This is a genomic window from Pseudomonas sp. GW821-FHT04D07, assembly GCF_059420225.1.
Genome location: NZ_JBWKTH010000004.1, coordinates 99,614 through 123,491, shown reverse-complemented (window position 1 = coordinate 123,491; position 23,878 = coordinate 99,614). Strand labels below are relative to the sequence as shown.

The window sequence follows — 23,878 nt, the reverse complement described above, 5'->3', positions numbered from 1 at the left end:
CCTGCCTCTTCTTAATTCTTCGCAACGGCGGGTTTGGCCGTCACGGGCGCCACAGGTTCCCGCCATCCGACGGCCAGGCCGTTGGAGTAGCGCAGATCGATGCTGGCAATGTTCGTAATCTGTTCTTTCAGCGTTTTTTCATATATGGCAATGAAACGGCGCATCTTCTCGACCAGATGGTCGCGGCCCAACAACAACTCGATTCCCGGCCCCGCACTACCCGCGCCGGTGGTCAGGAACCAACTGCCACGTTCACGCAGCTCCAACCGGGCAATCGAAAAGCCCAACGGGCGCAGCATCTGGCTCAACACCTGATACTGCTGCATCACCTGCTGCTGGGCCCGCTGGGGACCAAACAGCTGTGGCAGATGTTCGTAGTTCGCCAGTTCCCGTGGCGCGAACGCCTGGCCCTGGTTGTTCAACAACGCCCCGTCGCCCCAGCGGGCCACCGGCAATTGTTCTTCCAGGCGGATCACTACCTGGTCCGGCCACACACGCCGGACCTCGGCGTGGGCGATCCATGGCATGGTCTCAAGCTCGGCGCGCATGCTCGCCAGGTCGATGGTGAAGAAGCTCGACGCGACGTACGGCGCGATCCGCTGCTGCACCGCCTGCTGGCTGATGTAGCTGAGGTCACCCTGCACATTGATCTTGCTGATCGGCCGATCGGCATAGGGCAACAGGCGCTGGGCACCTTCGTAGGTACCGAACCCCAGGGCCACCAGCAGCACCGGCCACATCAGGCTCTTCAAAAAACCGAAATTGGCTTTCGGCAGGCGCACCGACATCGGCTCTTTAGCCACCATCCGGCTGGCACCGCGCGGCACCGGCTTGTTGCGGCCGGGAGCGGGTGACTGATGACGAATCGATGCGCCTTGCATGGTCTTAACCTCGCGCCTCTATGCTGGCCGCCAGGATCGCCAGCACCAGCTGCTGGAAATCCAGGCCGGCGGCCCGCGCGGCCATGGGGACCAGACTGTGGTCGGTCATGCCCGGCGCGGTGTTGACTTCCAGGAACCAGAACTGCCCGTCGGCGTCCTGCATCACGTCGGCCCGGCCCCAACCGGCGATACCAAGCGCCTCGCAGGCCTTGGCCGTGAGGTCCATCAATTGCTTTTCCTTGGCGCTATCGAGGCCGCAGGGAATCCGATACTGGGTATCGGAAGCCAGGTACTTGGCGTCGTAGTCGTAGAAAGAGTGCGGGGTGCCGAGGGCAATCGGCGGCAGGATCTGGTCGCGCAGGGTGGCGATGGTGAACTCCGGACCTTGAATCCACTGTTCGACCAATACTTGCGAATCGTAGGCGGCGGCGGCTTTCCAGGCGACGATCAGTTCATCGACGCTGCTCACCTTGGCCATCCCAATACTGGAGCCTTCATGAGCAGGTTTGACGATCAAAGGGAAACCCAGTTCCGCGCCGGCTGAAATACAGTCGGCCTCGCAGCCCAACACGGCGTGACGCGGCGTCGGAATACCCAGGCTGTGCCAGACCTGCTTGGTCCGCAGCTTGTCCATGGCCAGGGCCGAAGCCAGGATGCCGCTACCGGTGTAGGGAATCCCCAGGCATTCGAGCAGGCCTTGCATGCTACCGTCTTCGCCGCCGCGACCGTGCAGGATGATAAAGGCACGGTCGATCTTTTCATTGAGCAGGCGTTGCAGGAAATCGTCGCCCACATCGATACCGAAGGCATCGACACCGGCGCTTTGCAGCGCCTCAAGCACCGCGTTGCCGGACTTCAGCGAAACCTCGCGCTCGGCGCTCTTGCCGCCGAACAGCACGGCGACGCGGCCGAAGGCTTTCGGCTCGACGGTCGAGAACAGGTTGGCGTAGGCAGCGGTCATTTCGTTTCCCCCTGACTGACTACGGCACTGACGAACAGCGGGCTCTTGAGCAACTGCGGGGCCAGGCCACCGATATCGCCGGCGCCCTGGCAGAGCAGGATGTCACCGGGCAGCAACAGCGGCTTGACCAACGGTGCCAGCTCCACGCCGCGCTCGATATAGATCGGGTCGAGCTGGCCACGCTGGCGAATGCTGCGGCACAGCTGACGGCTGTCCGCGCCGGGAATCGCTTCCTCGCCGGCCGGATAGACTTCCATCAGCAACAGAACATTGGCGTCGGCCAGCACCTGGACGAAATCGTCGTACAGGTCACGGGTCCGGGTGTAGCGGTGTGGCTGGTAGACCATCACCAGGCGGCGCTCCGGCCAGCCGCCACGCACGGCCTTGATCACCGCGGCGACTTCGGTCGGGTGGTGACCGTAGTCGTCCACCAGCATCACGCTGCCACCGTCCACTGGCAGTTCGCCGTAGACCTGGAAGCGTCGGCCGACGCCCTCGAAGCCCGACAGGCCCTGGACGATGGCTTCATCGCTGATGCCCTCGTCGCTGGCGATGGCGATGGTTGCCAGGGAATTGAGCACGTTGTGGTTGCCGGGCATGTTCACCGACACGTTCAGCGGCTCGCGGTCGCGGCGCAACACGGTGAAGTAGGTCTGCATGCCGGCCTGGCGAATATTGATCGCGCGCACGTCAGCGTCTTCGTGGACACCGTAGGTCACGGTCGGACGGGCGATCTGCGGGAGGATTTCGCGCACCACCGGATCGTCCAGGCAGACCACGGCCAGACCATAGAACGGCAGGTTGTGGAGGAACTCGACGAAGGTCTTCTTCAGTTTGTTGAAGTCGCCTTCGTAGGTGTCCATATGGTCGGCGTCGATATTGGTGACCACGGCGACCAGCGGTTGCAGGTGCAGGAAGCTGGCGTCACTTTCATCGGCTTCGGCGATCAGATAACGGCTGGTGCCAAGCTGGGCATTGGTGCCCGCGGCATTCAGCCGGCCACCGATGACAAAGGTCGGATCGAGGCCGCCGGCGGCGAACACCGAGGCGATCAGGCTGGTGGTGGTGGTCTTGCCATGGGTACCGGCGACAGCGATGCCGTGGCGATAGCGCATCAGCTCGGCCAGCATCTCGGCGCGCGGCACCACTGGAATGCGCCGTTCCAGGGCGGTGGCGACTTCCGGGTTGGATTTGTTCACGGCACTCGACACCACCAGCACATCGGCGTGGGCGGCGTTCTCGGCGTGGTGGCCGATAAAGATGTGCGCACCGAAGGACTCCAGGCGCTCGGTCACCGGCGAAGTCTTGAGGTCGGAACCGGACACTTCATAGCCCAGGTTCAACAACACTTCGGCGATACCGCACATGCCCACGCCACCGATACCGACGAAGTGGATGCGGCGGATGCGGCGCATTTCCGGTTGCGGCATGGCTTTCTTACTCTCAACCATGGGCCACCTCCAGGCAAATCTCGACCACGGTGCGGGTGGCATCTGGCTTGGCCAGGCGGCGGGCAGTGCGCGCCATGCTGTTCAGTCGTTCCGGTTGCATCAAAACCTCTGTCAGGCGAGCCGCCAGGTCGGCGGCGCCAGTCGTTCTTTGCGGCAGCAGGAAGGCAGCGCCCTCCCCGGCCAGATATTCGGCATTGCGGGTCTGGTGATCGTCGATCGCATGGGGCAAGGGCACCAGCAACGACGGCAGACCGGCGGCGGCCAGTTCACTGACGGTCAAGGCGCCGGCACGGCAGACCACCAGGTCGGCCCAGCCATAGGCTTGGGCCATGTCTTTGATAAAGGGCGCCACTTGCGCCTCGACGCCGACCGCCCGGTAGCGTTCGGCGGTGATTTCGTCGTGATTGCGCCCGGCCTGGTGGAACACTTCCGGGCGGTACTCGGCCGGCACTTGCGCCAGGGCTTCGGGCAACAGCTTGTTCAACGGCTCGGCCCCCAGGCTGCCCCCCAGGATCAGCAGACGCGCACGGCGTCCAACCAGATCCTGGCGCGGCGTTTCCAGGAACAGTTCGGTACGTACCGGGTTGCCGGTGGTCCGCCGTTTGCTCGACGCGCCAAACGTATTCGGGAAAGCTTCGCAGACCCGGGTCGCCAAGGGCACCAGCAGCCGATTGGCGGTACCCGCCACGGCGTTCTGTTCGTGAACGATCACCGGAATACCGGCCATCCGCGCGGCTACACCACCGGGGCCGGTCACGTAACCGCCGAAGCCCAGCACACAGACCGGCTTTAGTTCACGCATGACCTTGCGCGCCTGCCATACCGCCTTGAGCAGGACGAACGGCGCCTTGAGCAGCGACAACTTGCCCTTGCCCCTCAGCCCCGTGACCTGGATCAGATGCAACGGCAGGCCGGCGCCCGGCACCAGCTCGTTCTCGATGCCACGCGGCGTGCCCAACCAGTGCACGTCGAAGCCGCGCGCCTGGAATTCCCGCGCACAGGCCAGCGCCGGGAACACGTGTCCGCCGGTGCCGCCGGCCATGATCAGCACTTTATCGGCCATGGGGCGACTCCTCGGCGAAGTCACTTTCATCGAACTCCATCTCTTCACTGCCCAGATGGGTTCGACTCTCCCACTCGATGCGCAACAACAAGCCGAGCTGGGCACAGCAAATCACCAACGAACTACCGCCGTAACTGAGGAACGGCAGGGTCAGGCCCTTGGTCGGCAACAGGCCGACGTTCACGCCGATATTGATCAAAAATTGACCGATCCACAGGAACGCCAGGCCGTAGGCCATATAGGCGGCAAAGAACTGCTTGGACTTTTCCGCCCACAGGCCGATGTACATGGCCCGCACGCTGACGAAGACGAACAGCGCGACCGTGGCCAGCGAGCCCACGGCCCCCAGCTCTTCGGCCAATACCGAGAACACGAAGTCGGTGTGCGCTTCGGGCAGGTAGAACTGTTTCTGTACGCTGTTGCCCAAGCCCACGCCCAGCCATTCGCCGCGACCGAAGGCGATCAGCGCCTGGGTCAACTGGTAGCCGGAACCGAACTGGTCGGCCCAGGGGTCGGTAAAGGTGGTCAGACGCGCCATCCGGTAGGGTTGCGCCTTGATCAGCACCACCACCGCCACCACCGCGAGCATGACCATCAGGCCGAAGCGCAATAGCCCGACCCCGCCGAGGAACAACATCGCCGCCGCCGCGCCCATCATTACCACGGTGGCGCCGAAGTCCGGCTCCATCAGCAACAGCCCGGCCATCGGCAGCAAGACGATGAACGGCTTGAAGAAGCCCATCCAGCTTTCGCGCACTTCCTTCTGTCGCCGCACCAGGTAACCGGCGAGGTAGATCACCACGAAGACCTTGGCGATTTCCGAGGGCTGCACGTTAAAGAAGCTGAAGCCGATCCAGCGCATCGAACCGTTCACCTCACGGCCGATGCCCGGCAAGAGCACCATGACCAGCAAGCCGAAGGCACCGACCAGCATCATGAAGCCCATGCGCTGCCATGTGGCGATCGGCACCATCATGGTGGCGATGCAGGCCCCCAGGCCGATGACCATGTAGATCAGGTGGCGAATCATGTGGTACAGCGCGTTGCCCGACTGCACGGCGGCGACTTCCGACGACGCCGAGGTAATCATGACCAGGCCCAGGCCCAGCAGCCCCAGGGCGCCGGCCAGCATCGGAAAGTCAACGTCGACGCCACGCCCGCTGATAATCGGCGACGGGTAAGGCTTGATAATGTTGAAATTCATACCAACCCCTCCACGGCCTGGGCGAACAGGCGCCCGCGTTCTTCGTAGTTCTTGAACATATCGAAGCTTGCACAGGCCGGCGACAGCAGCACCGCGTCACCCGGCTCGGCCAGTTCGGCGCAGCGCTGCACGGCCTCGTTCAGGCTCTGCACGCGAATCAGCGGCACGCCGTCGCCCAGGGCCTGAGCCAGGAGCTCGGCGTCGCGGCCAAGCAGGACCACCGCCCGGCAATGGCTCGCGACCGAACCGCGCAGGCCGCTGAAGTCCGCGCCCTTGCCATCGCCACCGGCAATCAGTACCAGCTTGCCGGCAATGTCGGCGCCGAGGCCTTCGATGGCAGCCAGGGCCGCACCGACGTTGGTGGCCTTGGAGTCGTTGTAGTAATTCACGCCGTTCAGCTCACGCACCCACTGGCAGCGATGCTCGAGACCGGCAAAGGTGCGCAGGCTCGACAACATGGCGTCGAACGGCAGCCCGACCGCATGGCCCAGAGCCAGGGCCGCGAGGGCATTGGCCTGGTTGTGGGCGCCACGAATCCGCAACTCGCTCACCGGCATCAGGTTCTGGAATTCGAAGGCCAGGTACTTCTCACCGTTCTCTTCACGCAGGCCGAAGGCCTTGAAGTCCGGTTTGCCAAGGCCAAAGGTCCAGCATGGCAAGCCTTCGCTCATCAGCGGCCGGGACAAGGCGTCCTGGCGGTTGACCACCACCTGCTTGGCGCCACGGAAGATCCGGTGCTTGGCCAGGTGATAGGCCGGCAGGCCGCTGTAGCGGTCCATATGGTCTTCGCTGACATTGAGCACGGTGGCCACTTCGGCACCGAGGTGCTCAGTGGTTTCCAGTTGGAAGCTCGACAGTTCCATCACGTACAGCTCGACGTCGTCGCTGAGCAGGTCCAGCGCCGGAGTGCCGAGGTTGCCGCCGACGGCGACACGCTTACCGGCCGCGGCGGCCATCTCGCCCACCAGGGTGGTGACGGTGCTTTTCGCGTTGGAACCGCTGATGGCGACAATCGGCGCCTTCGCGTGACGCGCGAACAGCTCGATATCGCCGGACAACTTCACGCCACGCGCGGCGGCGGCTTGCAGGGCCGGCGTCGCCAGGGCCAGGCCGGGGCTCACGTAGAGCTCGTCGGCACGGCAGAGGAATTCGACGTCCAGCTCGCCACAACGCACTTCCACCTGCGGATAGTCACGGCGCAGCGTGGCCAGCTCCGGTGGATTGTCCCGCGTATCGGCCACGGCAAAGGCAATGCCCCGGTTCGCCAGGAAGCGAACCAGGGACATGCCGCTCTTGCCGAGGCCGACAACGATGCGGAAGTGGTCAGAAGCGATCAGTGACACGTGCTCTACCTCAGCTTCAGGGTGGCAAGGCCGACCAGCACCAGGATCACGGTGATAATCCAGAAACGGACGATCACCCGTGGCTCGGGCCAACCCTTGAGTTCAAAGTGGTGGTGGATCGGCGCCATGCGGAATACACGGCGGCCAGTCAATTTGAAGGAAGCGACCTGGATCACCACCGACAGGGTTTCCATCACGAACACCCCGCCCATGATGAACAGGACAATTTCCTGGCGCACGATCACGGCGATGGTGCCCAGGGCCGCGCCCAGCGCCAGTGCGCCGACGTCGCCCATGAAGACCTGCGCCGGATAGGTGTTGAACCAGAGGAAGCCCAGGCCGGCACCGATCAGCGCGCCGCAGAACACAATCAGTTCGCCCGCGCCCGGAACATAAGGAATCAGCAGGTATTCGGCGAACTTCACGTTACCCGACAGGTAGCAGAAGATCCCCAGTGCGCCGCCGACCATCACCGTCGGCATGATCGCCAGGCCGTCGAGGCCATCGGTCAGGTTGACCGCGTTGCTCGAGCCGACGATGACGAAGTAGGTCAGGACCACGAAGCCGACACCCAACGGGATGCTGACATCCTTGAGCATCGGCACGATCAGGGTGGTTTCCACTGGGGTTTGCGCGGTCATGAACAGGAAGATCGCCGCCCCGAGGCCGAACACCGATTGCCAGAAATATTTCCAGCGGCTCGGCAAACCACGGGAGTTCTTCTCGATCACCTTGCGGTAATCGTCGACCCAGCCGACGGCGCCGAACAGCAGGGTGACCAACAGCACCACCCAGACATAACGGTTGTGCAGGTCGGCCCAGAGCAAGGTGCTGATGCCGATGGCCGAAAGAATCAAGGCACCGCCCATGGTCGGCGTACCGGACTTGGACAGGTGCGATTGCGGGCCATCGTTACGCACGGCCTGACCAATCTGACGATGCTGCAACGTACGGATCATCCAGGGACCCAGGCACAGCGACAGAGACAGCGCGGTCAGCACCCCGAGAATCCCGCGCAGGGTCAGGTACTGAAAGACCGCGAAGCCTTTGTAGAACTGTTGCAGGTACTCCGCTAGCAGCAGCAGCATTAATGTTTCTCTCCCTTGTGTTCGTCAGAAGCGGGCCCACACAAAGCCGCCACGATGTTTTCCATCGCAGCGCTGCGCGAACCCTTGATCAAAATGGTGGTGTCCGTGTCTTGCTCAGCGCCCAGTGCTTCGATCAGATCGGCCTGGGTGGCGAAATGACGGGCGTGTGGACCAAAGGCGTTGACGGCATGAACCATCATCGGTCCCACCGCATACAGCGCTGAAACCTTGTCGGCGGCATAAGCGCCTACTTCACGATGTCCTTGCTCCGCCCACTCGCCCAACTCGCCGATATCTCCGAGCACCAGAACGGTGCGGCCGGAAAAGCCGGCGAGTATATCAACGGCGGCGGCGATTGAGGCAGGGTTGGCGTTGTACGTGTCGTCAATGACACGAATGCCATTGGTTGCTAATTGCGCCACGGCGCGGCCTTTGACGGGCTGCACCGCTTCCAGCCCAGCGACGATGCCCGGCAGGGACACGCCAAGGGCATGGGCGGCGGCCGCGGCGGCCAGGGCATTGGCGACGTTGTGGGTGCCCAGCAGGTTCAGTTGGACCCGGGCACTGCCCAGCGGACCGTGCAGTTCGAACCCCGGGCAGCCGCGTGGATCACGGGAAATCTGTCCGCCATGGAAATCGGCGGCGGTGTTTTCGAGGGCAAAGCTCAGGACTTTTCGACCGGCGGCACGGGTTTTCCAGATGCCGAAAGCCTTGTCATCCAGGTTGAGGACCGCGACGCCATCGGCCGGCAGCCCTTCAATGATCTCGCCCTTGGCCTCGATGATCTTCTCGGGGCCGCCAAACTCGCCGACATGGGCAGTTCCGGCATTGTTCAAGATAGCGACCTGTGGCCGGGTCATGGCAACGGTATAGGCAATTTCGCCGACGCGCGACGCCCCCAGTTCAATGACCGCGGCACTGTGTTCCGGGGCCAGTTCGAGTAGGGTCAGCGGCACGCCCAGGTCATTGTTCAGGTTGCCGCGGGTGGCCAAGACCAGGCCACGGGTGCGCAGGATGCTCGCCAACAGTTCCTTGACCGTGGTCTTGCCGCTGGAGCCGGTGACGGCCGCCACCGGCCGGGTAAACCCAGCGCGGTTCAGGGCGCCCAACTGACCCAGAGCCAGACGACTGTCGGCAACCAGCAACTGCGGCAGCTTGCTGCCGGCCACTTCACGCTCGACCAGCGCCGCAACGGCACCTTTGGCGGCGACATCGTCCAGATAATCGTGACCGTCGAAACGCGGTCCGGCCAGCGCGACAAACAACTGGCCCGGCTGAATCGCCCGACTGTCGATGCTCACGCCATTGAAACTGGCATCGGCCGTCACCAGACGCGCCGACAGCGCATTGGCCACTTCGCTGAGTTTCATCGCTTCAAGCATGCGCGACCTCCCAGGCGTCCAGGGCCTTGGTGGCCTCGACCAGATCGGAGAAGTCATGGCGCTGGCCATTGATTTCCTGATAGTCCTCGTGACCTTTGCCGGCCAGGACGATCACGTCATCGGCCGAGGCGCCGGCAATCAGTTCGGCGATGGCCGGACCGCGACCGGCGACAAAACGGACCTTGTCCGCAGCGACGAAGCCGGCACGGATATCGTCGAAAATCCGCGAAGGGGTTTCCGTACGTGGATTGTCATCGGTGACCAGCACTACATCGGCCAGACGCTCGACCACTTCCGCCATCAGCGGACGCTTGCCGCGATCGCGGTCACCGCCACAGCCGAACAGGCAGAGCAATTGGCCCTTAGTGTGCGGACGCAGGGCCAGCAGGACTTTTTCCAGGGCATCCGGGGTGTGGGCGTAGTCGACCACCACCAATGGCCGGGAGCCGCCACCCAGGCGCTGCATGCGACCGGCCGGACCTTCGAGCTGAGGCAACACACGCAGGATCTCGTCCAGCGGGTAATCCAGGCCCAGCAAGGCACCGATCGCCGCCAGCAGATTGCTCAGGTTGAAACGTCCGAGCAGGGCACCGCGCAGGTGATGCTCGCCTTGCGGCGTCACCAGCGTGGCGCGTACGCCTTCGTCGCTGAATTGCGCGTCGCGGCAATACAGGTAGGCACTCGGGTCTTCCTGGCTATAGGTCACCAGGCGCGATTCGTGTTTTTCCGCCGCCAGCTGACGACCGAACTCATCGTCGATATTGATGACGCGACAGCTCAGGTCGGTCCAGTCGAACAGCTTGGCCTTGGCCGCGCCGTAGGCCTGCATGGTGCCGTGATAATCCAGGTGATCGCGAGACAGGTTGGTGAGCACCGCCACGTCGAACGCCAGCGCGGTCACCCGGCCCTGATCCAGACCGTGGGAAGACACTTCCATGGCCACGGCCTTGGCCCCGGCTTTCTTCAAGTCGGCCAGGCTCGCCTGCACGGCAATCGGGTCCGGCGTGGTGAGCACGGCGCTGTGCAGCGCGCCGTAAAAACCCGTGCCCAGGGTGCCGAGAATGCCGCAATGCTGGCCCAACAGGTCCAGGGCTTGAGCGATCAACTGGCTGACACTGGTCTTGCCATTGGTTCCGGTCACGCCCACCAGGTTCAGGTGACGGCTCGGATCGCCGTAGAACCGCCCGGCGATATCGGAAAGTTGCGCGGCCAGGCCCTTGACCGGAATCAGCGGCACATCGGTAATCGGCAACACCGTGGCGCCTTCGACTTCATAGGCGACCGCCGCCGCGCCACGCTGCAAGGCGTCGGCGATATGGTTGCGACCGTCGACCTTGCCGCCCGGCACCGCCAGGAACAGGTCGCCGGCACGGACTTTACGGCTGTCGAGCGCCAGCTCGCGAATCAGCAGATCGCGACCAGCGTGGGCAAAAATCTTGTTCAGGCTCAGGGACATTAACCACGCCCTCCTTTAACCGGGGCAGGCGCGACAACGGCTTGCTGTTGGGGCGTTGTCGGCAAGTCGTCGGGGATGACGTTCATCAGGCGCAGGGTGCCGGACATGACTTTACTGAAGACCGGGGCCGAGACCAGACCACCGAAGTAACCGGCCTTGCTCGGTTCGTCGATCACCACCACGATGGCGTAGCGCGGGTCGCTCATCGGGCCGAAACCGGCGAACAGCGAACGGTAGGCGTTTTCTTCATAGCCCTTGGTGCCCACCGAGGTCTTGCGCGCCGTACCCGACTTGCCGGCCACGTGATAGGCCGGGACCTTGGCGCGCCAGACACCGCGTGGGGCCTCGATCACTTGTTGCAACATACCTTGCATGGTCTTGGCGACATTTTCCGGGATAACCTGGGTACCGTCGGGAATCTTGTCGGACTTGATCAGGGTCAGCGGCACGATCTTGCCGTTGTTGGCCAGGGCCGAGAAGGCGTGCACCAGCTGGATCGCGGTCACCGACAGGCCGTAGCCGTAGGACAGGGTCGCGGTCTCGGCCTTGCGCCACTCACGGTAGTTCGGCAGGTTGCCAACCCGCTCGCCGGGGAAGCCGAGGCCGGTGTCCTGGCCCAGGCCGACTTTCTGCATCACGCGGAAAATCGCTTCGCCGCCGATATCGAAGGCGACCTTACTCATACCGACGTTACTGGAGTTGATCAGGATGCCGGTCAGGTCGAGCACCGGGCCTTCGGTCTTGGACACGTCACGAATGGTGTACTTGCCCAATTGCAGGGTGCCCGGATAGACCTCCACCGTGTCGCTGGGTTTCCAGCGTCCGGTTTCCAGGGCCGCGCTCATGGAGATGGGCTTCATCGTCGAACCCGGCTCGAACACGTCGATCATCGCGCGGTTGCGCATCATCGCCGGTTGCAGGTTGCGTCGGTTGTTGGGGTTGTAGGTCGGCTGGTTGACCATGGCAAGGATCTCGCCGGTCTTCACGTCCATGATCACCAGGCTGCCGGCCTTGGCGCCGTTTTCCACCAGGGCGTTGCGCAGCTCGCGGTTGGCCAGGTATTGCAGGCGCAGGTCAATGGACAACGCCAAGGGCTTGCCGGCCTTGGCGTTTTTGGTGACCTGGACATCCTTGATCAGCCGGCCGCGCCGGTCCTTGATCACCTGGCGCTTGCCGGGCACCCCGGCCAGCCACTCGTCGTAGGCCAGCTCCACCCCTTCGCGACCGTGGTCGTCGATGTCGGTAAAGCCGACCATATGGGCCGCCACTTCACCGGCCGGGTAAAACCGCCGGAACTCCTCGATGCCGTAGACGCCGGGGACCTTGAGGTCGAGCACGGACTGGCCCTGCTCCGGGGTCAGGCCACGGACCAGGTAGATGAATTCTTTATTGGCCTGTTGTTCCAGGCGTTCGGTCAACAGCTTCGGGTCCTGCCCGAGCGCCATCGCCAGCGCCGGCCAGCGATCCTTGGCCAGTTGCATTTCCTTGGCGTTGGCCCACAGCGTGGTCACCGGGGTACTGACGGCCAGGGGCTCGCCATTACGGTCGGTGATCAGGCCACGGTGCGCCGGAATCGGGATATGCCGCATGCTCCGGGCATCGCCCTGGCCGATCAGGAACGCCCGGTCGATGACCTGCAGGTCGACGATCTTCCAGCAGATATAGCCGACCATGATCGCCAGTGCGCCGAGCACCACGCGGAAGCGCCAGGGATAGAGCGCGCCTTCGAGTTTCATCATGGCGCCACCATCCTGACTTCAGATGGGCTGGGAATGCGCATCTTCAGTTGTTCGGTGGCCAGGGTTTCGATCCGGCTGTGGGCGGTCCAGGTGCTCTGCTCAAGAATCAGCCGACCCCATTCGGCCTGAGCCTTGTCGCGCACGCTCAGTTCGTTGTAGAGCGAGTTGAGCAACTGGCGATTCCAGTGCGCGCTGTAGGCCACGCCGATGGCGGAGACCAGCACGGCGATAAATAGCAGGAACATGAAAAAGCTTCCGCCGGGAAGTGGCTTGGCGTACAGCTTGCTCACCGCAACTTCTCCGCGACGCGCATGACTGCGCTGCGCGCACGTGGATTGGCCTTGAGCTCGGCTTCGGAGGCGAACCGGGCCTTGCCATGCACTTTGATCCGCGGCTCGAAAGCCTGGTGGCGGACCGGCAGGTTACGCGGCAGGTTGTCGCTTTCGCCCTTGACCAGGCGGCGCATGAACAGCTTGACGATGCGGTCTTCCAGCGAATGGAAACTGATCACTACCAGGCGACCGCCGACTTCCAGGGCGTCGAGCGCCGCTTCGAGGCCGGTTTCCAGATCGCCCAGCTCGTTGTTAACGTGGATGCGCAGGCCCTGGAACGCACGGGTCGCCGGGTTCTTGCCCTTTTCCCAGGCCGGGTTGGCGACCTTCAGCACTTCGGCCAGGTCGGCGGTGCGCTCGAAGGGCTTGATGACACGCCGCTCGACCACGGCCCGGGCCATGCGTCCGGAGAAACGCTCTTCGCCGTATTCCTTGAACACCCGGGCAATTTCTTCAGCCGGCGCGGTGGCGATGAACTCGGCGGCACTGATGCCACGGGACGGGTCCATGCGCATATCCAGCGGACCGTCGTTCATGAAACTGAAGCCACGCTCCGGATCGTCGAGCTGCGGCGACGACACACCCAGGTCGAGCAGGATGCCGTTGACCTTGCCAGCCATGTCGCGCTCGACGATTTCCGAACCGAGTTCGGCAAAGCTACGCTGCACAACGACAAAGCGGCCGTCTTCGGCCGCTAGCGCTTGCCCGGTGGCAATCGCCTGTGGATCCTTGTCGAATCCGAGGAGTCGGCCACCCGGCCCGAGCTTGCTGAGGATCAGCCGGCTATGCCCGCCACGACCGAAGGTGCCATCCAGATAGCAGCCATCAGGACGTACGGCGAGAGCCTCGACGGCTTCGTCAAGCAGTACGGTGATGTGGTTAAAGCCGCTATCAATAGTCACAGGATCAGATCACGCAGTTCATCAGGCATGGCGCCCGGTTGTTGAATGGCCGCCAGGTCCGCTGCCGATACAGCGTTCCAGGCGTCCTCGTCCCACAGTTGAAACTTGTTCAGTTGGCCTACCAGCATCGCGTGCTTGTCCAGCTTCGCGTACTCGCGCAGGCGTGGCGGCACCAGGAAACGGCCGCTGCCGTCGAGTTCGAGGTCGACGGCATTACCAATCAGCAAACGCTGCAGCCGGCGGTTCTCTTCCCGCAACGACGGCAATGCCCGCAGTTTGGTTTCAATCAGCTCCCACTCGTCGAGCGGGTACACACACAGACAGGGGTCCACGGCATCAATGGTCACGATCAATTGGCCGGAACTACGCGAAACGAGCTCGTCACGGTACCGGCTCGGCATAGCGAGACGGCCCTTTGCATCGAGACTGATAGCGTTGGCTCCGCGAAACACAGCTGCGTTTCTCCAAATATTAGCGTTTTACGTCAAAAAAACCCACTTCATGCCACTTTCCGCCACTTGCGCACACTATAGGAATGCGCCCACCACACCGTCAAGGCGCGGTCTTAAGGAAAAGCCTTACAGATCGGAGATTTAGGAGCATAAAGGGAGGTAATTCGACAATCGGGAGAGTGTTTCCGGAGACGAACTTCAACGCACTCAGAATTTTGAGTTCGGAAGTTAAAGTGATTTATGAAGAGTAAGATTTTTTCGGTATTACAAATGCGCTTCTGCCAGCGATTGCGTGCAGGGAAGGAAAGAGGTGGAGAGTCGATCTGTAAGCCGGGTTCTGTCGAGGACAGTCATTCCTCTACGATGGCCATCACTGGACATCTTTAGCAACCTACCCGGTTCCAGCGCGGGCCACGCCTTGGAACCCTATTTGGTCTTGCTCCGAGTGGGGTTTACCTAGCCACGAACTGTTGCCAGCCGTGCGGTGCGCTCTTACCGCACCTTTTCACCCTTACCGGCGCCGAAGCGCTTAGGCGGTTATTTTCTGTGGCACTTTCCGTAGGCTCACGCCTCCCAGGCATTACCTGGCACTCCGCCCTATGGAGCCCGGACTTTCCTCCCCCCCCTAATTTTCATAGGGGGCAGCGACTGTCCAATCGACTCTCCGCCGCGAAGGTTACCGGCACATGCCCTGAAGGACAAGCTTTAAAGCCGTTTCGCCGCCGGGCACTGTCCCGGCAAACAGCGCCAGGCCGGATCCCACACCTGCATAGGATCCAACCTACAGCCTAATCAGTCAGGTATTTTTCTGCCGATCCAGCGCCACCTGATACAGCAGGTTCTTCCGCACCCCAGTGATTTCCGCCGCCAGGGCCGCGGCACGCTTGAGCGGCATCTCCTGGAGCAACAGGTCGAGGACGCGCATCGCCTCGCCGCCGACCGCGTCGTCGTTTTCCGGCGCGGTCCAACCGGCGACCAGCACCACGCACTCGCCGCGCTGCTGATTGGCGTCCGCCTCGACAAAGCCGCGCAGCTCGCTCAGCGGCAAGCCCTTGAGGGTCTCGAAGGTTTTGGTCAGCTCACGGGCCAGCAGCGCCGGGCGCTCGGCGCCGAAGACCGTCTCCAGATCCTGCAGGCACTCAAGGATCCGATGCGGTGCTTCATAGAAGATCAGCGTGCGCGACTCTTCCTTCAGCAACTCCAGGCGAGCCCGACGTCCCACCGCTTTGGCCGGTAGGAAACCTTCGAAGATGAAGCGATCCGACGGCAGCCCCGCCGCCGAGAGCGCGGCGATCAACGCGCAGGCGCCGGGAACCGGCACTACACTGATACCTGCCGCCCGCGCCTGGCGCACCAGGTGATAACCGGGATCGGAGATCAACGGCGTGCCCGCATCGGAGATCAGGGCCACGTCCTCGCCCGCCAGCAACTTGGCGATGAAACGGCTGCCTTCGTCACGTTCGTTGTGCTCGTGACAGGCCGCAAGCGGTGTCGCAATCCCGAAGTGCTGCAGCAATCTGAGTGAGTGGCGGGTGTCTTCCGCGGCAATCAGCGACACGTCGCGCAGCACTTTCATTGCCCGCGCACTGATGTCATCCAGGTTGCCAATGGGCGTCGCCACCACATAAAGCGAGCCGACAGCGGAATTCAAAGCACCTGGAGCAGTCAAAGCGCACACCTCGAGAAGAACGAAAACGCCATTGTAGCGCGTAGCGGCCCTGCCGATATGCTTCACAACGGCGAGCGCGGGCCTGAAAGGCGAGCGATTCGAGTGCCGTGACACGCTTTGTACGACCTAATTTGACCGTTTCACGCCAGTAACATCGCGCCCCGGCCAGTGCTTGGGTACAATTCCACGCTCATATGATCGAGTATCAGGAACACTACATGATCGCTTGCCTGCGGCTGTTCTCTGCCCTCTGCCTCGCTGCCTTGCTGGCGGCTTGCGCCAGCTCGCCCTCTTCCAGCCTTGGCGAACTCCCACGGACCCCGAATGCCAGCATCGAGCAATTGCTCGAGCAGGCGGCTTCCAGCAAGACGCCGGAACAAGCCGCCTTGCTGCGCCTGACCGCTGCCGACCTGGCCTACCGCCAGAAAGACAGCGGGCGTGCCGCGCAGATTCTCGCGCAGGTGCCCCTGGAGCCCCTCAAACCGGCGCAACAGGTGTACGCCAGTACCCTGGCGGCCGAACTGGCCATGACCCGCAACCAGCCCAAGGCGGCACTGACTGCATTGAGCCATCCGAGCCTGGAGCGCCTCAGTGAACTGCCGGTGGACCAGCAGGTTCGCACCCAGACCGTGCGCGCCCGCGCCCTCGAAGCCGATGGCCAGACCCTGGCCGCCGCCCGCGAGCGCATCTTTATCGCCCCGCTGCTCAGTGGCGATGCGGCGAAGAACAACCACGAAGCCATCTGGGCACTGATCGCGGCCCTGCCGACCGACCAGCTGCAACCCACCGGCAACGACGACCTCAGCGGTTGGCTGAGCCTGGCGCTGGCGGTGAAATCGTCCGGCACCCTGGAGCAACAGCAGACGGCTATCGACACCTGGCGCGCGCAGAACCCCAAGCACCCGGCCGCCGTGCAATTGCCGCTGCCCCTGGTGAAACTCAAGGAGCTGGCCAGCCAGCCACTGAGCAAGATCGCCCTGCTGCTGCCTCAGGAAGGTCCGCTGGCCTCGGTCGGCAAGGCCCTGCGTGAAGGCTTCATGGCCGCTCACTACCAGGCCCAGCAGGCTGGCCAGAAGCCGCCGGTCATCGAGTTCTACGACAGCTCGCGTCTCACCTCCCTGGATGACTTCTATCGCAAGGCGCAGGCCTCCGGCGTGCAACTGGTGATCGGGCCACTGGAGAAGCCGCTGGTCAAGCAACTCAGCGCCCGCGCGCAATTGCCGATCACCACCCTGGCACTGAACTACAGCGAAAGCGCGCAGAACCCGGCGCAACTGTTCCAGTTCGGCCTCGCCGCCGAAGACGAAGCCCGCGAAGTGGCCCGTCGTGCCCGCGCCGACGGCCTGCACCGCGCTGCCGCCATGGTGCCGAAAGGCGAATGGGGTGATCGCGTGCTCAAGGCCTTCCGCCAGAACTGGGAAGCCAACGGCGGCACCGTGGTCGGTATCGAGCGCGTCGATCAACCGGTCGCCCTGGCCCAGCAGATTGCCGAGCTGTTCCAGTTGCGTCAGAGCGAAGGTCGCGCCAAGAGCCTGCAAAGCACCGTAGGTGGCCAGGTTGCCGCCCAACCGTCGCGACGCCAGGACATCGAGTTCATCTTCCTCGCCGCGACACCGCAACAGGCGCAGCAGATCAAACCGACCCTGAACTTCCAGTACGCCGGCGATGTGCCGGTATACGCCACCTCCCACGTGTTCAGTGCCACCGGCGACCAGAATCAGTACAACGACATGAACGGCGTGCGCTTCTGCGAAACTCCCTGGCTGCTGGACGCCAACGACCCGCTGCGCAAGCAGGTCACCACACAATGGCCACAAGCCGGCGGCGCCCTCGGTCGCCTGTACGCCATGGGTGTCGACGCCTATCGCCTGGCACCGCGCCTGGGCCAACTCAAGGCCCTGCCCGACAGCCGTATCGAAGGCCTCTCGGGCAGCTTGAGCATGGACCCGGCGCAACGGATTGAACGCCAATTGCCCTGGGCCCAGTTCGTCAGCGGCCAGGTCCAGCGCCTGCCGGACACGCCACGCTGATGGCCCCCGCCGCGCACCTGGAACACGGCAAGGAGGCCGAGTCCCTCGCGCGGCGGCATCTCGAACAACAGGGTCTGCGCCTGCTGGCGCAGAACTGGACATGTAAACGGGGCGAGCTTGATCTGGTCATGCTCGACGGCGATACAGTAGTATTCGTCGAAGTTCGTTACAGGAAAAACACCCAATGGGGTGGCGCACTGGGCAGCATCGATGCCCGCAAGCGCAAGAAGGTAATATTCGCCGCGCAGTATTTCCTGCAACGCGAGTCACGCTGGGCCCATTGCCCCTGCCGCTTCGACGTGGTGGCCATAGACGGCCCGGTCGACGCGACACCCCAGCTGAACTGGCTAAGGAATGCCTTCGACAGCTGATCCAGGCTGTCGGCCCGGTTACTCTTTTCACTCACCGATTTTTGCTCTATTGCTTTGCGGGCTGCACATTCTTGTGCCGGGCAGCCACCGGGAAAACCCGGTCTGCGCTCGACCAGCCGCCCTACTTAAGGTCACATAGATGGACATGCAATCCCGAATTCGCCAGCTTTTCCAGGCCAGTATCGACACCAAGCAACAGGCGATGGACGTTCTTGCACCTCACATCGAGCAAGCCAGCCAGGTCATGGTCAATGCCCTGCTCAACGAAGGCAAAATGCTCTCCTGCGGCAACGGCGGCTCCGCCGGCGATGCCCAGCACTTTTCCTCGGAACTGCTCAACCGTTTCGAGCGCGAGCGCCCGAGCCTGCCGGCCATTGCCCTGACCACCGACAGCTCGACCCTCACCTCGATCGCCAACGACTACAGCTACAACGAAGTCTTCTCCAAACAGATCCGCGCACTGGGCCAACCGGGCGACGTCCTGCTGGCAATTTCCACCAGCGGCAACTCCGCCAACATTATTCAAGCCATCCAGGCCGCACATGATCGCGAAATGATTGTCGTAGCCTTGACGGGACGCGACGGCGGCGGCATGGCTTCCCTGCTGCTGCCCGAAGATGTCGAGATTCGCGTCCCGGCCAACGTCACCGCACGTATTCAGGAAGTCCACCTGCTGGCGATCCATTGCCTCTGTGATCTGATCGACAGCCAATTGTTCGGGAGTGAAGAATGACCATCAATCGCCTTAGCCTGCTGGCCTTGACCCTGTGCCTGGGCCTCAGCGGCTGCAGTTCGGTACTGACCGCCACCCGCGACGAACCGATCAACGACGATCGCGGAACCCGCACCCTGGGCAGCAAGATCGATGACTCGCTGATCGATACCAAGGTGGCGGTCAACGTCGCCAAGGCCGACCCTGGCCTGGAAAACGGCTCGCACATTGTCGTCACCAGCTATAACGGCATTGTCCTGCTGGCTGGCCAGACCCCACGCGAAGACCTCAAGGCCAAGGCCGAACAGGCCGCCGCCGCGGTCCAGCGGGTGAAGAAGGTCAACAACGAACTGCAGGTCCTCGAACCGTCCTCGCTGGCAGCCCGCAGCAGCGACAGCTGGCTGACCACCAAGATCAAGACCCAGATGCTGACCGACAACGCCATTCCCGGCTCGCGCATCAAGGTCGTCACCGAGAACGGCATCGTCTACCTGCTGGGCCTGGTCACCCAGGCCGAAGGCACTCGCGCCACCAACCTGGTGCAGAGCGTCAGCGGCGTACAGAAGATCGTCAAACTGTTCGAGTACATCGACTGACCCAGCCCTTACGCTTAACTGTGGGAGCCGGCTTGCCGGCGATGGCGGCCGATCAGGCGACGCAAGGTTGACTGGCCTCATCGCCGGCAAGCCAGCTCCTACAGGATCGCGATCCAGCCGAAATACAGATGTAAAAAAGGCGCCTCGGATGCAGGCGCCTTTTTTATTACTTCACAACCTTCAAGCTTGGCCGACCACTAGGACGCGGCGGCTCGGAACCCGGCGGCGGACCGTCGTCATCCGGCTCGACCCCATCGTCATCCTCCAGGGGCGCTTCCAACTCGAACACCATGCCCTGGCCATTCTCCCGGGCGTAGATCCCGAGAATGGCACTGATCGGCACGTAAAGCGTATGCGGTACACCGCCGAAACGCCCTTCGAAGCTGACAGCCTCGTTGTCCATGTGCAAGTGACGCACTGCACTGGGCGAAACGTTCAAGACGATTTGCCCGTCGCTGGCAAAACCTTGCGGCACCTGGACCGAGGGGTACTCGGAATTGACCAGTATGTGCGGCGTACAATCGTTATCCACTATCCATTCGTACAGCGCACGAACCAAATAAGGGCGACTGGAGTTCATAAAACAGCTCCTTAGCGCATATCGCGTTCGACACCAGACAAGCTTGCCTGGAAAGCCTCACGCGCAAACTGGCGCTCCATATAATCGAGCAACGGCTTTGCAGGCCGCGGCAATTCAATACCCATAATCGGCAGACGCCAGAGTATCGGCAATAGACAGCAGTCCACCAGACTTTGCTCATTACTCAGGAAAAATGGCTTGTCGGCAAACAGCGGCGACGCCCCTGTCAGGCTCTCGCGCAACTCCTTGCGCGCCTGCACCCGCGCCGGCTCCTTGCTGCGCGAATCCAGAATCAGATCCACCAGCGCACACCAATCGCGCTGAATGCGATGGATCAGCAAACGACTGTTCGCCCGCGCCACGGGATAAACCGGCAGCAGCGGCGGATGCGGGTAACGCTCATCCAGATATTCCATCACCACGGTCGACTCCCACAACGCCAGGTCACGATCGACCAGGGTGGGCAAGCTGCCGTAAGGGTTCACTTCGATCAGCTTCGGCGGTTGACGCCCCACTTCCACAGTAATGATCTCGGCGCTGACACCCTTCTCCGCGAGCACGATGCGCACCCGGTGGGAATAGTGGTCGGCGGGGTCGGAGTAACAGGCCAACCGGTTGGTCACGCCCATGGCGGTCCTCCTCGCTTGTTGAAATTATTGAAAACAGAAAAACGAGCGCGCCCAAGACAAGCCTCCCGCAGCCACGAAACAAACAGAGGGTGAGACCGTTGCCGGTTCACCCACCCGTCCTTGCTGGCTACATCTTCAGAGGCACCCTTGGGCGCGCACGATTGACAGCTATGTTACAACGTTATCAATGCACATCCTTCCAGTATTCGCGCTTGAGCAGATAAGCGAACACGAAGAAGAAGGCCAGGTACAGCAAAACGTAGGTACCGATGCGCTGATGCTCCAGCTTCACCGGGTTGGCCGAGTAGGCCAGGAAGGTCACCAGGTTCTTGACCTTCTCGTCGAATTGCTCTTCGTTCAAGGCACCGGTTTTCGGCACGATGGTCAGCTGGTCGCACGCTTCATGGGTCAAAGCCGTACCGGTCAGCGGATCATACTGCTTCTTGCCGTCCTCGACGATTTGAACCTGCTTGCAACCGACGACCTGACGTCCCTGCAACCCCACCAGCACGTTGGGCATGCCGACGTTCGGGAAGACCTTGTTGTTCACGCCCCAGGGACGTGTCGGGTCTTCGTAGAAGGACCGCAGGTAGCCGTAGAGCCAGTCAGTACCGCGCACCCGGGCTACCAGGGTGAGGTCGGGAGGAGCCGCGCCGAACCAGGCCTTGGCGTCGGCTGGCTGCATGCCGATGGTCATGTGGTCGCCGATCTTGGCGCCGGTGAACACCAGGTTCTTGAGCATCACGTCATGGGGAATCCCCAGGTCATCGGCGACACGCTCATAGCGCTGGAACTTGGCACTGTGACAACCCATGCAATAGTTGGCAAAGGTCCGCGCACCATCCTGCATGGCGGCCTTGTCGGAAACGTCGATATCGACTTTTTCCAGTTCCGGACCACCATGCTCAGCGGCGAAGGACAGCAGCGGCAGGGCCGCAAACATCAAGACTGCAAATAATTTTTTCATCAGCCAGTCACCCTTTCCGGAACCGGTTTGGTCTTCTCGAGCCGGGTATAGAACGGCATCAGAATAAAGTAGGCGAAGTACAGGACCGTGCAGATCCGTGACAGCAGCGTGCGCTCCGGTGTCGGCGGCATCACCCCCAGCCAGCCAAGGGTGACGAAGGCGATGCAGAACACCCACAACCAGATTTTGCTCAGCCAGCCCTTGTAGCGCATGGACTTGACGGGGCTACGGTCCAGCCACGGCAGGACGAACAGTACGGCGATCGACGCGCCCATGGCCATGACGCCCATGAGTTTGTCCGGAACGGCCCGCAGGATCGCGTAGAACGGCGTGAAGTACCAGACCGGGGCAATGTGCTCAGGGGTCTTGAAGGCGTTGGCCACCTCGAAGTTGGGTTTTTCGAGGAAATAACCGCCCATTTCCGGGAAGAAAAACACGATGGAACAGAAGATGAACAGGAACACCACCACACCGACGATATCCTTCACGGTGTAGTACGGATGGAAGGCAATGCCATCCAGCGGTACGCCGTTTTCATCCTTGTGCTTCTTGATGTCGACGCCGTCCGGGTTGTTCGAACCGACCTCGTGCAGCGCCAGTACGTGCAGCACCACCAAGCCGAGGATCACGATCGGCAGGGCCACCACGTGCAGGGCGAAGAAGCGGTTCAGGGTGATCCCGGAAATCAGGTAGTCACCACGAATCCACTGGGTCAGGTCGTTGCCGATGACCGGGATGGCACCGAACAGCGAGATGATCACCTGGGCGCCCCAGTAGGACATCTGCCCCCACGGCAGCAGGTAGCCCATGAAGGCCTCGGCCATCAGCGCCAGGTAGATCAGCATGCCGAACAGCCACACCAGCTCACGGGGCTTCTGGTACGAACCGTAGAGCAGGCCACGGAACATGTGCAGGTAGACCACGATAAAAAACGCCGAAGCGCCGGTGGAGTGCAGCAGGCGCAGGATCGAGCCGTACTCGACGTCGCGCATGATGTATTCGACGGAAGCGAAAGCTTCTTCCGCCGACGGGGTGTAGCTCATGGTCAGCCAGACACCAGTGACGATCTGATTGACCAGCACCAGCAGCGCCAGGGAGCCAAAAAAGTAGAAAAAGTTGAAATTCTTCGGAGCGTAATACTTGCTGAGATGGTCTTCCCACATCTTGGTCGCGGGAAAACGCGCATCGACCCAATCCATGAACTTGCTCATCACGCTTTCTCCGTATCGACGCCAATCACAATTATCGTGTCGGACTCATAGGAATGCGGCGGAACCGGCAGGTTCAAAGGCGCGGGTTGCGACTTGTAGACACGGCCAGCCAGATCGTAGTGAGAACCATGGCAAGGGCAGAAATAGCCACCGACCCAATCTTTTCCCAGATCGGCGGGCGCCACTTCCGGACGGAAGGTCGGTGAACACCCCAGGTGCGTACAGATCCCGATCAGCAGCAGCAGCTCTGGCCTGATCGAACGGTTCTTGGGGTCAACATAGGTGGGTTGTACAGAATCCTTGGAGTCGGGGTCGGACAAGCGATCCTCGATCTTGGCGAGATTGCCCAGAATCTCTGGGGTACGGTGAACGATAAAAACCGGTTGACCTCGCCACTCAGCAATCATCTGCTGTCCGGGGTCGATCTTGCTGATATTCACCTTCACCGGTGCCCCCGCGGCTTTCGCCTTGGCACTGGGAAACCATGACCCCACGAACGGGACCGCAGCCCCCACCGCTCCTGCAGCTCCTACCACGGATGTGGCTGCTACGAGGAAGCGACGCCGGCCTGCATTCACGCCGTCATTGCTACTCATTCAGTCCTCTCCCATCAGCTTTGTGGCCTGTTAAATCAGGCGTCTACTAAGTAAAACTTTGTACTTATAAATTTTGCCGAATGGTAATGAAAAGCCCCACGTCTGACAAGGTAATTACCAGCCCCACCTTGCCCCAAGCCTTGTAGTATAGGGGGTCTACGGATGTGGCAAGTTGTCACAGGAAAATATTTCGCCCACAAAAAAGCCCGGTTCCACAAGGAAACCGGGCTTTTTTTAAAACGTAGAACTGAAACGTAAAACGG

Annotated in this window: 23 protein-coding genes and 1 other RNA gene; 4 read left to right on the top strand and 20 right to left on the bottom strand. The window is 62.1% G+C overall.

Annotated features, from left to right (window positions below):
• Positions 1–11: 11 nt before the first annotated feature.
• The 15 genes from AC07T0_RS07980 to rsmI form a co-directional block, all read right to left on the bottom strand.
• Positions 12–881: a cell division protein FtsQ/DivIB gene (locus tag AC07T0_RS07980; RefSeq protein WP_495000644.1), complete on the bottom strand. Its 870-nt coding sequence runs from the start codon at positions 879–881 to the stop codon at positions 12–14.
• A gap of 4 nt (positions 882–885) precedes the next feature.
• Positions 886–1,842: a D-alanine--D-alanine ligase gene (locus tag AC07T0_RS07975; protein ID WP_495000643.1), complete on the bottom strand. Its 957-nt coding sequence runs from the start codon at positions 1,840–1,842 to the stop codon at positions 886–888.
• On the bottom strand, positions 1,839–3,293 hold the full coding sequence (murC, locus tag AC07T0_RS07970; protein WP_495000642.1) for a UDP-N-acetylmuramate--L-alanine ligase: 1,455 nt from the start codon (positions 3,291–3,293) through the stop codon (positions 1,839–1,841). The genes AC07T0_RS07975 and murC overlap by 4 nt, the downstream gene beginning before the upstream one ends.
• Positions 3,286–4,356, bottom strand: a complete 1,071-nt coding sequence (gene murG / locus AC07T0_RS07965) for an undecaprenyldiphospho-muramoylpentapeptide beta-N-acetylglucosaminyltransferase (RefSeq protein WP_495000641.1) — start codon at positions 4,354–4,356, stop codon at positions 3,286–3,288. The genes murC and murG overlap by 8 nt, the downstream gene beginning before the upstream one ends.
• Positions 4,346–5,560, bottom strand: coding sequence for a putative lipid II flippase FtsW (ftsW, locus tag AC07T0_RS07960; RefSeq protein WP_495000640.1), 1,215 nt, complete (start codon positions 5,558–5,560; stop codon positions 4,346–4,348). The genes murG and ftsW overlap by 11 nt, the downstream gene beginning before the upstream one ends.
• Positions 5,557–6,903, bottom strand: coding sequence for a UDP-N-acetylmuramoyl-L-alanine--D-glutamate ligase (gene murD / locus AC07T0_RS07955; protein ID WP_495000639.1), 1,347 nt, complete (start codon positions 6,901–6,903; stop codon positions 5,557–5,559). Before murD ends, ftsW begins: the two co-directional genes overlap by 4 nt.
• Positions 6,904–6,908: 5 nt before the next feature.
• The gene (mraY, locus tag AC07T0_RS07950; RefSeq protein WP_495000638.1) at positions 6,909–7,991 is read right to left on the bottom strand and encodes a phospho-N-acetylmuramoyl-pentapeptide-transferase; all 1,083 of its coding nucleotides are present in this window, start codon (positions 7,989–7,991) and stop codon (positions 6,909–6,911) included.
• On the bottom strand, positions 7,991–9,373 hold the full coding sequence (locus AC07T0_RS07945; protein ID WP_495000637.1) for a UDP-N-acetylmuramoyl-tripeptide--D-alanyl-D-alanine ligase: 1,383 nt from the start codon (positions 9,371–9,373) through the stop codon (positions 7,991–7,993). The genes mraY and AC07T0_RS07945 overlap by 1 nt, the downstream gene beginning before the upstream one ends.
• Positions 9,366–10,829 (bottom strand): UDP-N-acetylmuramoyl-L-alanyl-D-glutamate--2,6-diaminopimelate ligase, encoded by a 1,464-nt coding sequence (locus tag AC07T0_RS07940; protein ID WP_495000636.1) that lies wholly within the window; start codon positions 10,827–10,829, stop codon positions 9,366–9,368. Before AC07T0_RS07940 ends, AC07T0_RS07945 begins: the two co-directional genes overlap by 8 nt.
• The gene (locus AC07T0_RS07935; RefSeq protein ID WP_495000790.1) at positions 10,829–12,565 is read right to left on the bottom strand and encodes a peptidoglycan D,D-transpeptidase FtsI family protein; all 1,737 of its coding nucleotides are present in this window, start codon (positions 12,563–12,565) and stop codon (positions 10,829–10,831) included. Before AC07T0_RS07935 ends, AC07T0_RS07940 begins: the two co-directional genes overlap by 1 nt.
• Positions 12,565–12,858, bottom strand: a complete 294-nt coding sequence (ftsL, locus tag AC07T0_RS07930; RefSeq protein WP_040070760.1) for a cell division protein FtsL — start codon at positions 12,856–12,858, stop codon at positions 12,565–12,567. The genes AC07T0_RS07935 and ftsL overlap by 1 nt, the downstream gene beginning before the upstream one ends.
• Complete coding sequence (gene rsmH, locus AC07T0_RS07925) at positions 12,855–13,802, bottom strand: 16S rRNA (cytosine(1402)-N(4))-methyltransferase RsmH (RefSeq protein ID WP_370868312.1); 948 nt, start codon at positions 13,800–13,802, stop codon at positions 12,855–12,857. Before rsmH ends, ftsL begins: the two co-directional genes overlap by 4 nt.
• The gene (gene mraZ, locus AC07T0_RS07920) at positions 13,799–14,254 is read right to left on the bottom strand and encodes a division/cell wall cluster transcriptional repressor MraZ (RefSeq protein ID WP_100941295.1); all 456 of its coding nucleotides are present in this window, start codon (positions 14,252–14,254) and stop codon (positions 13,799–13,801) included. The genes rsmH and mraZ overlap by 4 nt, the downstream gene beginning before the upstream one ends.
• Before the next feature lie 310 nt (positions 14,255–14,564).
• An RNA gene (gene rnpB / locus AC07T0_RS07915) (RNase P RNA component class A) lies at positions 14,565–14,918 on the bottom strand.
• A 132-nt stretch (positions 14,919–15,050) separates the two neighbouring features.
• A complete protein-coding gene (gene rsmI / locus AC07T0_RS07910; RefSeq protein ID WP_495000789.1) occupies positions 15,051–15,905 on the bottom strand; it encodes a 16S rRNA (cytidine(1402)-2'-O)-methyltransferase in 855 nt (284 codons plus the stop codon).
• Between the two features lie 236 nt (positions 15,906–16,141).
• On the opposite strand from rsmI, the gene AC07T0_RS07905 reads away from it, so the two are divergent.
• From AC07T0_RS07905 to AC07T0_RS07890, 4 genes are all read left to right on the top strand, one after another.
• Positions 16,142–17,953 (top strand): penicillin-binding protein activator, encoded by a 1,812-nt coding sequence (locus tag AC07T0_RS07905; protein ID WP_495000635.1) that lies wholly within the window; start codon positions 16,142–16,144, stop codon positions 17,951–17,953.
• Positions 17,953–18,324, top strand: a complete 372-nt coding sequence (locus AC07T0_RS07900) for a YraN family protein (protein ID WP_495000634.1) — start codon at positions 17,953–17,955, stop codon at positions 18,322–18,324. Before AC07T0_RS07905 ends, AC07T0_RS07900 begins: the two co-directional genes overlap by 1 nt.
• Positions 18,325–18,463: 139 nt before the next feature.
• Entirely contained in the window at positions 18,464–19,057 is a 594-nt protein-coding gene (locus tag AC07T0_RS07895; protein WP_040070768.1) for a phosphoheptose isomerase, read from the top strand.
• The gene (locus AC07T0_RS07890) at positions 19,054–19,632 is read left to right on the top strand and encodes a BON domain-containing protein (RefSeq protein ID WP_495000633.1); all 579 of its coding nucleotides are present in this window, start codon (positions 19,054–19,056) and stop codon (positions 19,630–19,632) included. The genes AC07T0_RS07895 and AC07T0_RS07890 overlap by 4 nt, the downstream gene beginning before the upstream one ends.
• A gap of 166 nt (positions 19,633–19,798) precedes the next feature.
• Here AC07T0_RS07890 and AC07T0_RS07885 read toward each other — a convergent pair whose 3' ends face one another.
• From AC07T0_RS07885 to petA, 5 genes are all read right to left on the bottom strand, one after another.
• Positions 19,799–20,212 carry a ClpXP protease specificity-enhancing factor gene (locus tag AC07T0_RS07885; protein WP_495000632.1) on the bottom strand — a complete coding sequence of 138 codons (414 nt, stop codon included), beginning with the start codon at positions 20,210–20,212 and terminating at the stop codon, positions 19,799–19,801.
• An 11-nt stretch (positions 20,213–20,223) separates the two neighbouring features.
• On the bottom strand, positions 20,224–20,841 hold the full coding sequence (locus AC07T0_RS07880) for a glutathione S-transferase N-terminal domain-containing protein (protein ID WP_495000631.1): 618 nt from the start codon (positions 20,839–20,841) through the stop codon (positions 20,224–20,226).
• Positions 20,842–21,025: 184 nt separating this feature from the next.
• Positions 21,026–21,808 (bottom strand): cytochrome c1, encoded by a 783-nt coding sequence (locus AC07T0_RS07875; protein ID WP_495000630.1) that lies wholly within the window; start codon positions 21,806–21,808, stop codon positions 21,026–21,028.
• Entirely contained in the window at positions 21,808–23,019 is a 1,212-nt protein-coding gene (locus tag AC07T0_RS07870; protein ID WP_100941287.1) for a cytochrome b, read from the bottom strand. The genes AC07T0_RS07875 and AC07T0_RS07870 overlap by 1 nt, the downstream gene beginning before the upstream one ends.
• Complete coding sequence (gene petA, locus AC07T0_RS07865) at positions 23,019–23,615, bottom strand: ubiquinol-cytochrome c reductase iron-sulfur subunit (RefSeq protein ID WP_495000629.1); 597 nt, start codon at positions 23,613–23,615, stop codon at positions 23,019–23,021. The genes AC07T0_RS07870 and petA overlap by 1 nt, the downstream gene beginning before the upstream one ends.
• Between the last annotated feature and the right edge of the window lie 263 nt (positions 23,616–23,878).

Bases quoted from the DNA above. Each gene is read 5' to 3' on its own strand.
- AC07T0_RS07980 (WP_495000644.1), bottom strand. From the start codon at position 881: ATGCAAGGCGCATCGATTCGTCATCAGTCACCCGCTCCCGGCCGCAAC.
- AC07T0_RS07975 (WP_495000643.1), bottom strand. From the start codon at position 1,842: ATGACCGCTGCCTACGCCAACCTGTTCTCGACCGTCGAGCCGAAAGCC.
- murC (WP_495000642.1), bottom strand. From the start codon at position 3,293: ATGGTTGAGAGTAAGAAAGCCATGCCGCAACCGGAAATGCGCCGCATC.
- murG (WP_495000641.1), bottom strand. From the start codon at position 4,356: ATGGCCGATAAAGTGCTGATCATGGCCGGCGGCACCGGCGGACACGTG.
- ftsW (WP_495000640.1), bottom strand. From the start codon at position 5,560: ATGAATTTCAACATTATCAAGCCTTACCCGTCGCCGATTATCAGCGGG.
- mraY (WP_495000638.1), bottom strand. From the start codon at position 7,991: ATGCTGCTGCTGCTAGCGGAGTACCTGCAACAGTTCTACAAAGGCTTC.
- AC07T0_RS07945 (WP_495000637.1), bottom strand. From the start codon at position 9,373: ATGCTTGAAGCGATGAAACTCAGCGAAGTGGCCAATGCGCTGTCGGCG.
- AC07T0_RS07940 (WP_495000636.1), bottom strand. From the start codon at position 10,829: ATGTCCCTGAGCCTGAACAAGATTTTTGCCCACGCTGGTCGCGATCTG.
- AC07T0_RS07935 (WP_495000790.1), bottom strand. From the start codon at position 12,565: ATGAAACTCGAAGGCGCGCTCTATCCCTGGCGCTTCCGCGTGGTGCTC.
- AC07T0_RS07905 (WP_495000635.1), top strand. From the start codon at position 16,142: ATGATCGCTTGCCTGCGGCTGTTCTCTGCCCTCTGCCTCGCTGCCTTG.
- AC07T0_RS07900 (WP_495000634.1), top strand. From the start codon at position 17,953: ATGGCCCCCGCCGCGCACCTGGAACACGGCAAGGAGGCCGAGTCCCTC.
- AC07T0_RS07895 (WP_040070768.1), top strand. From the start codon at position 18,464: ATGGACATGCAATCCCGAATTCGCCAGCTTTTCCAGGCCAGTATCGAC.
- AC07T0_RS07890 (WP_495000633.1), top strand. From the start codon at position 19,054: ATGACCATCAATCGCCTTAGCCTGCTGGCCTTGACCCTGTGCCTGGGC.
- AC07T0_RS07885 (WP_495000632.1), bottom strand. From the start codon at position 20,212: ATGAACTCCAGTCGCCCTTATTTGGTTCGTGCGCTGTACGAATGGATA.
- AC07T0_RS07880 (WP_495000631.1), bottom strand. From the start codon at position 20,841: ATGGGCGTGACCAACCGGTTGGCCTGTTACTCCGACCCCGCCGACCAC.
- AC07T0_RS07875 (WP_495000630.1), bottom strand. From the start codon at position 21,808: ATGAAAAAATTATTTGCAGTCTTGATGTTTGCGGCCCTGCCGCTGCTG.
- AC07T0_RS07870 (WP_100941287.1), bottom strand. From the start codon at position 23,019: ATGAGCAAGTTCATGGATTGGGTCGATGCGCGTTTTCCCGCGACCAAG.
- petA (WP_495000629.1), bottom strand. From the start codon at position 23,615: ATGAGTAGCAATGACGGCGTGAATGCAGGCCGGCGTCGCTTCCTCGTA.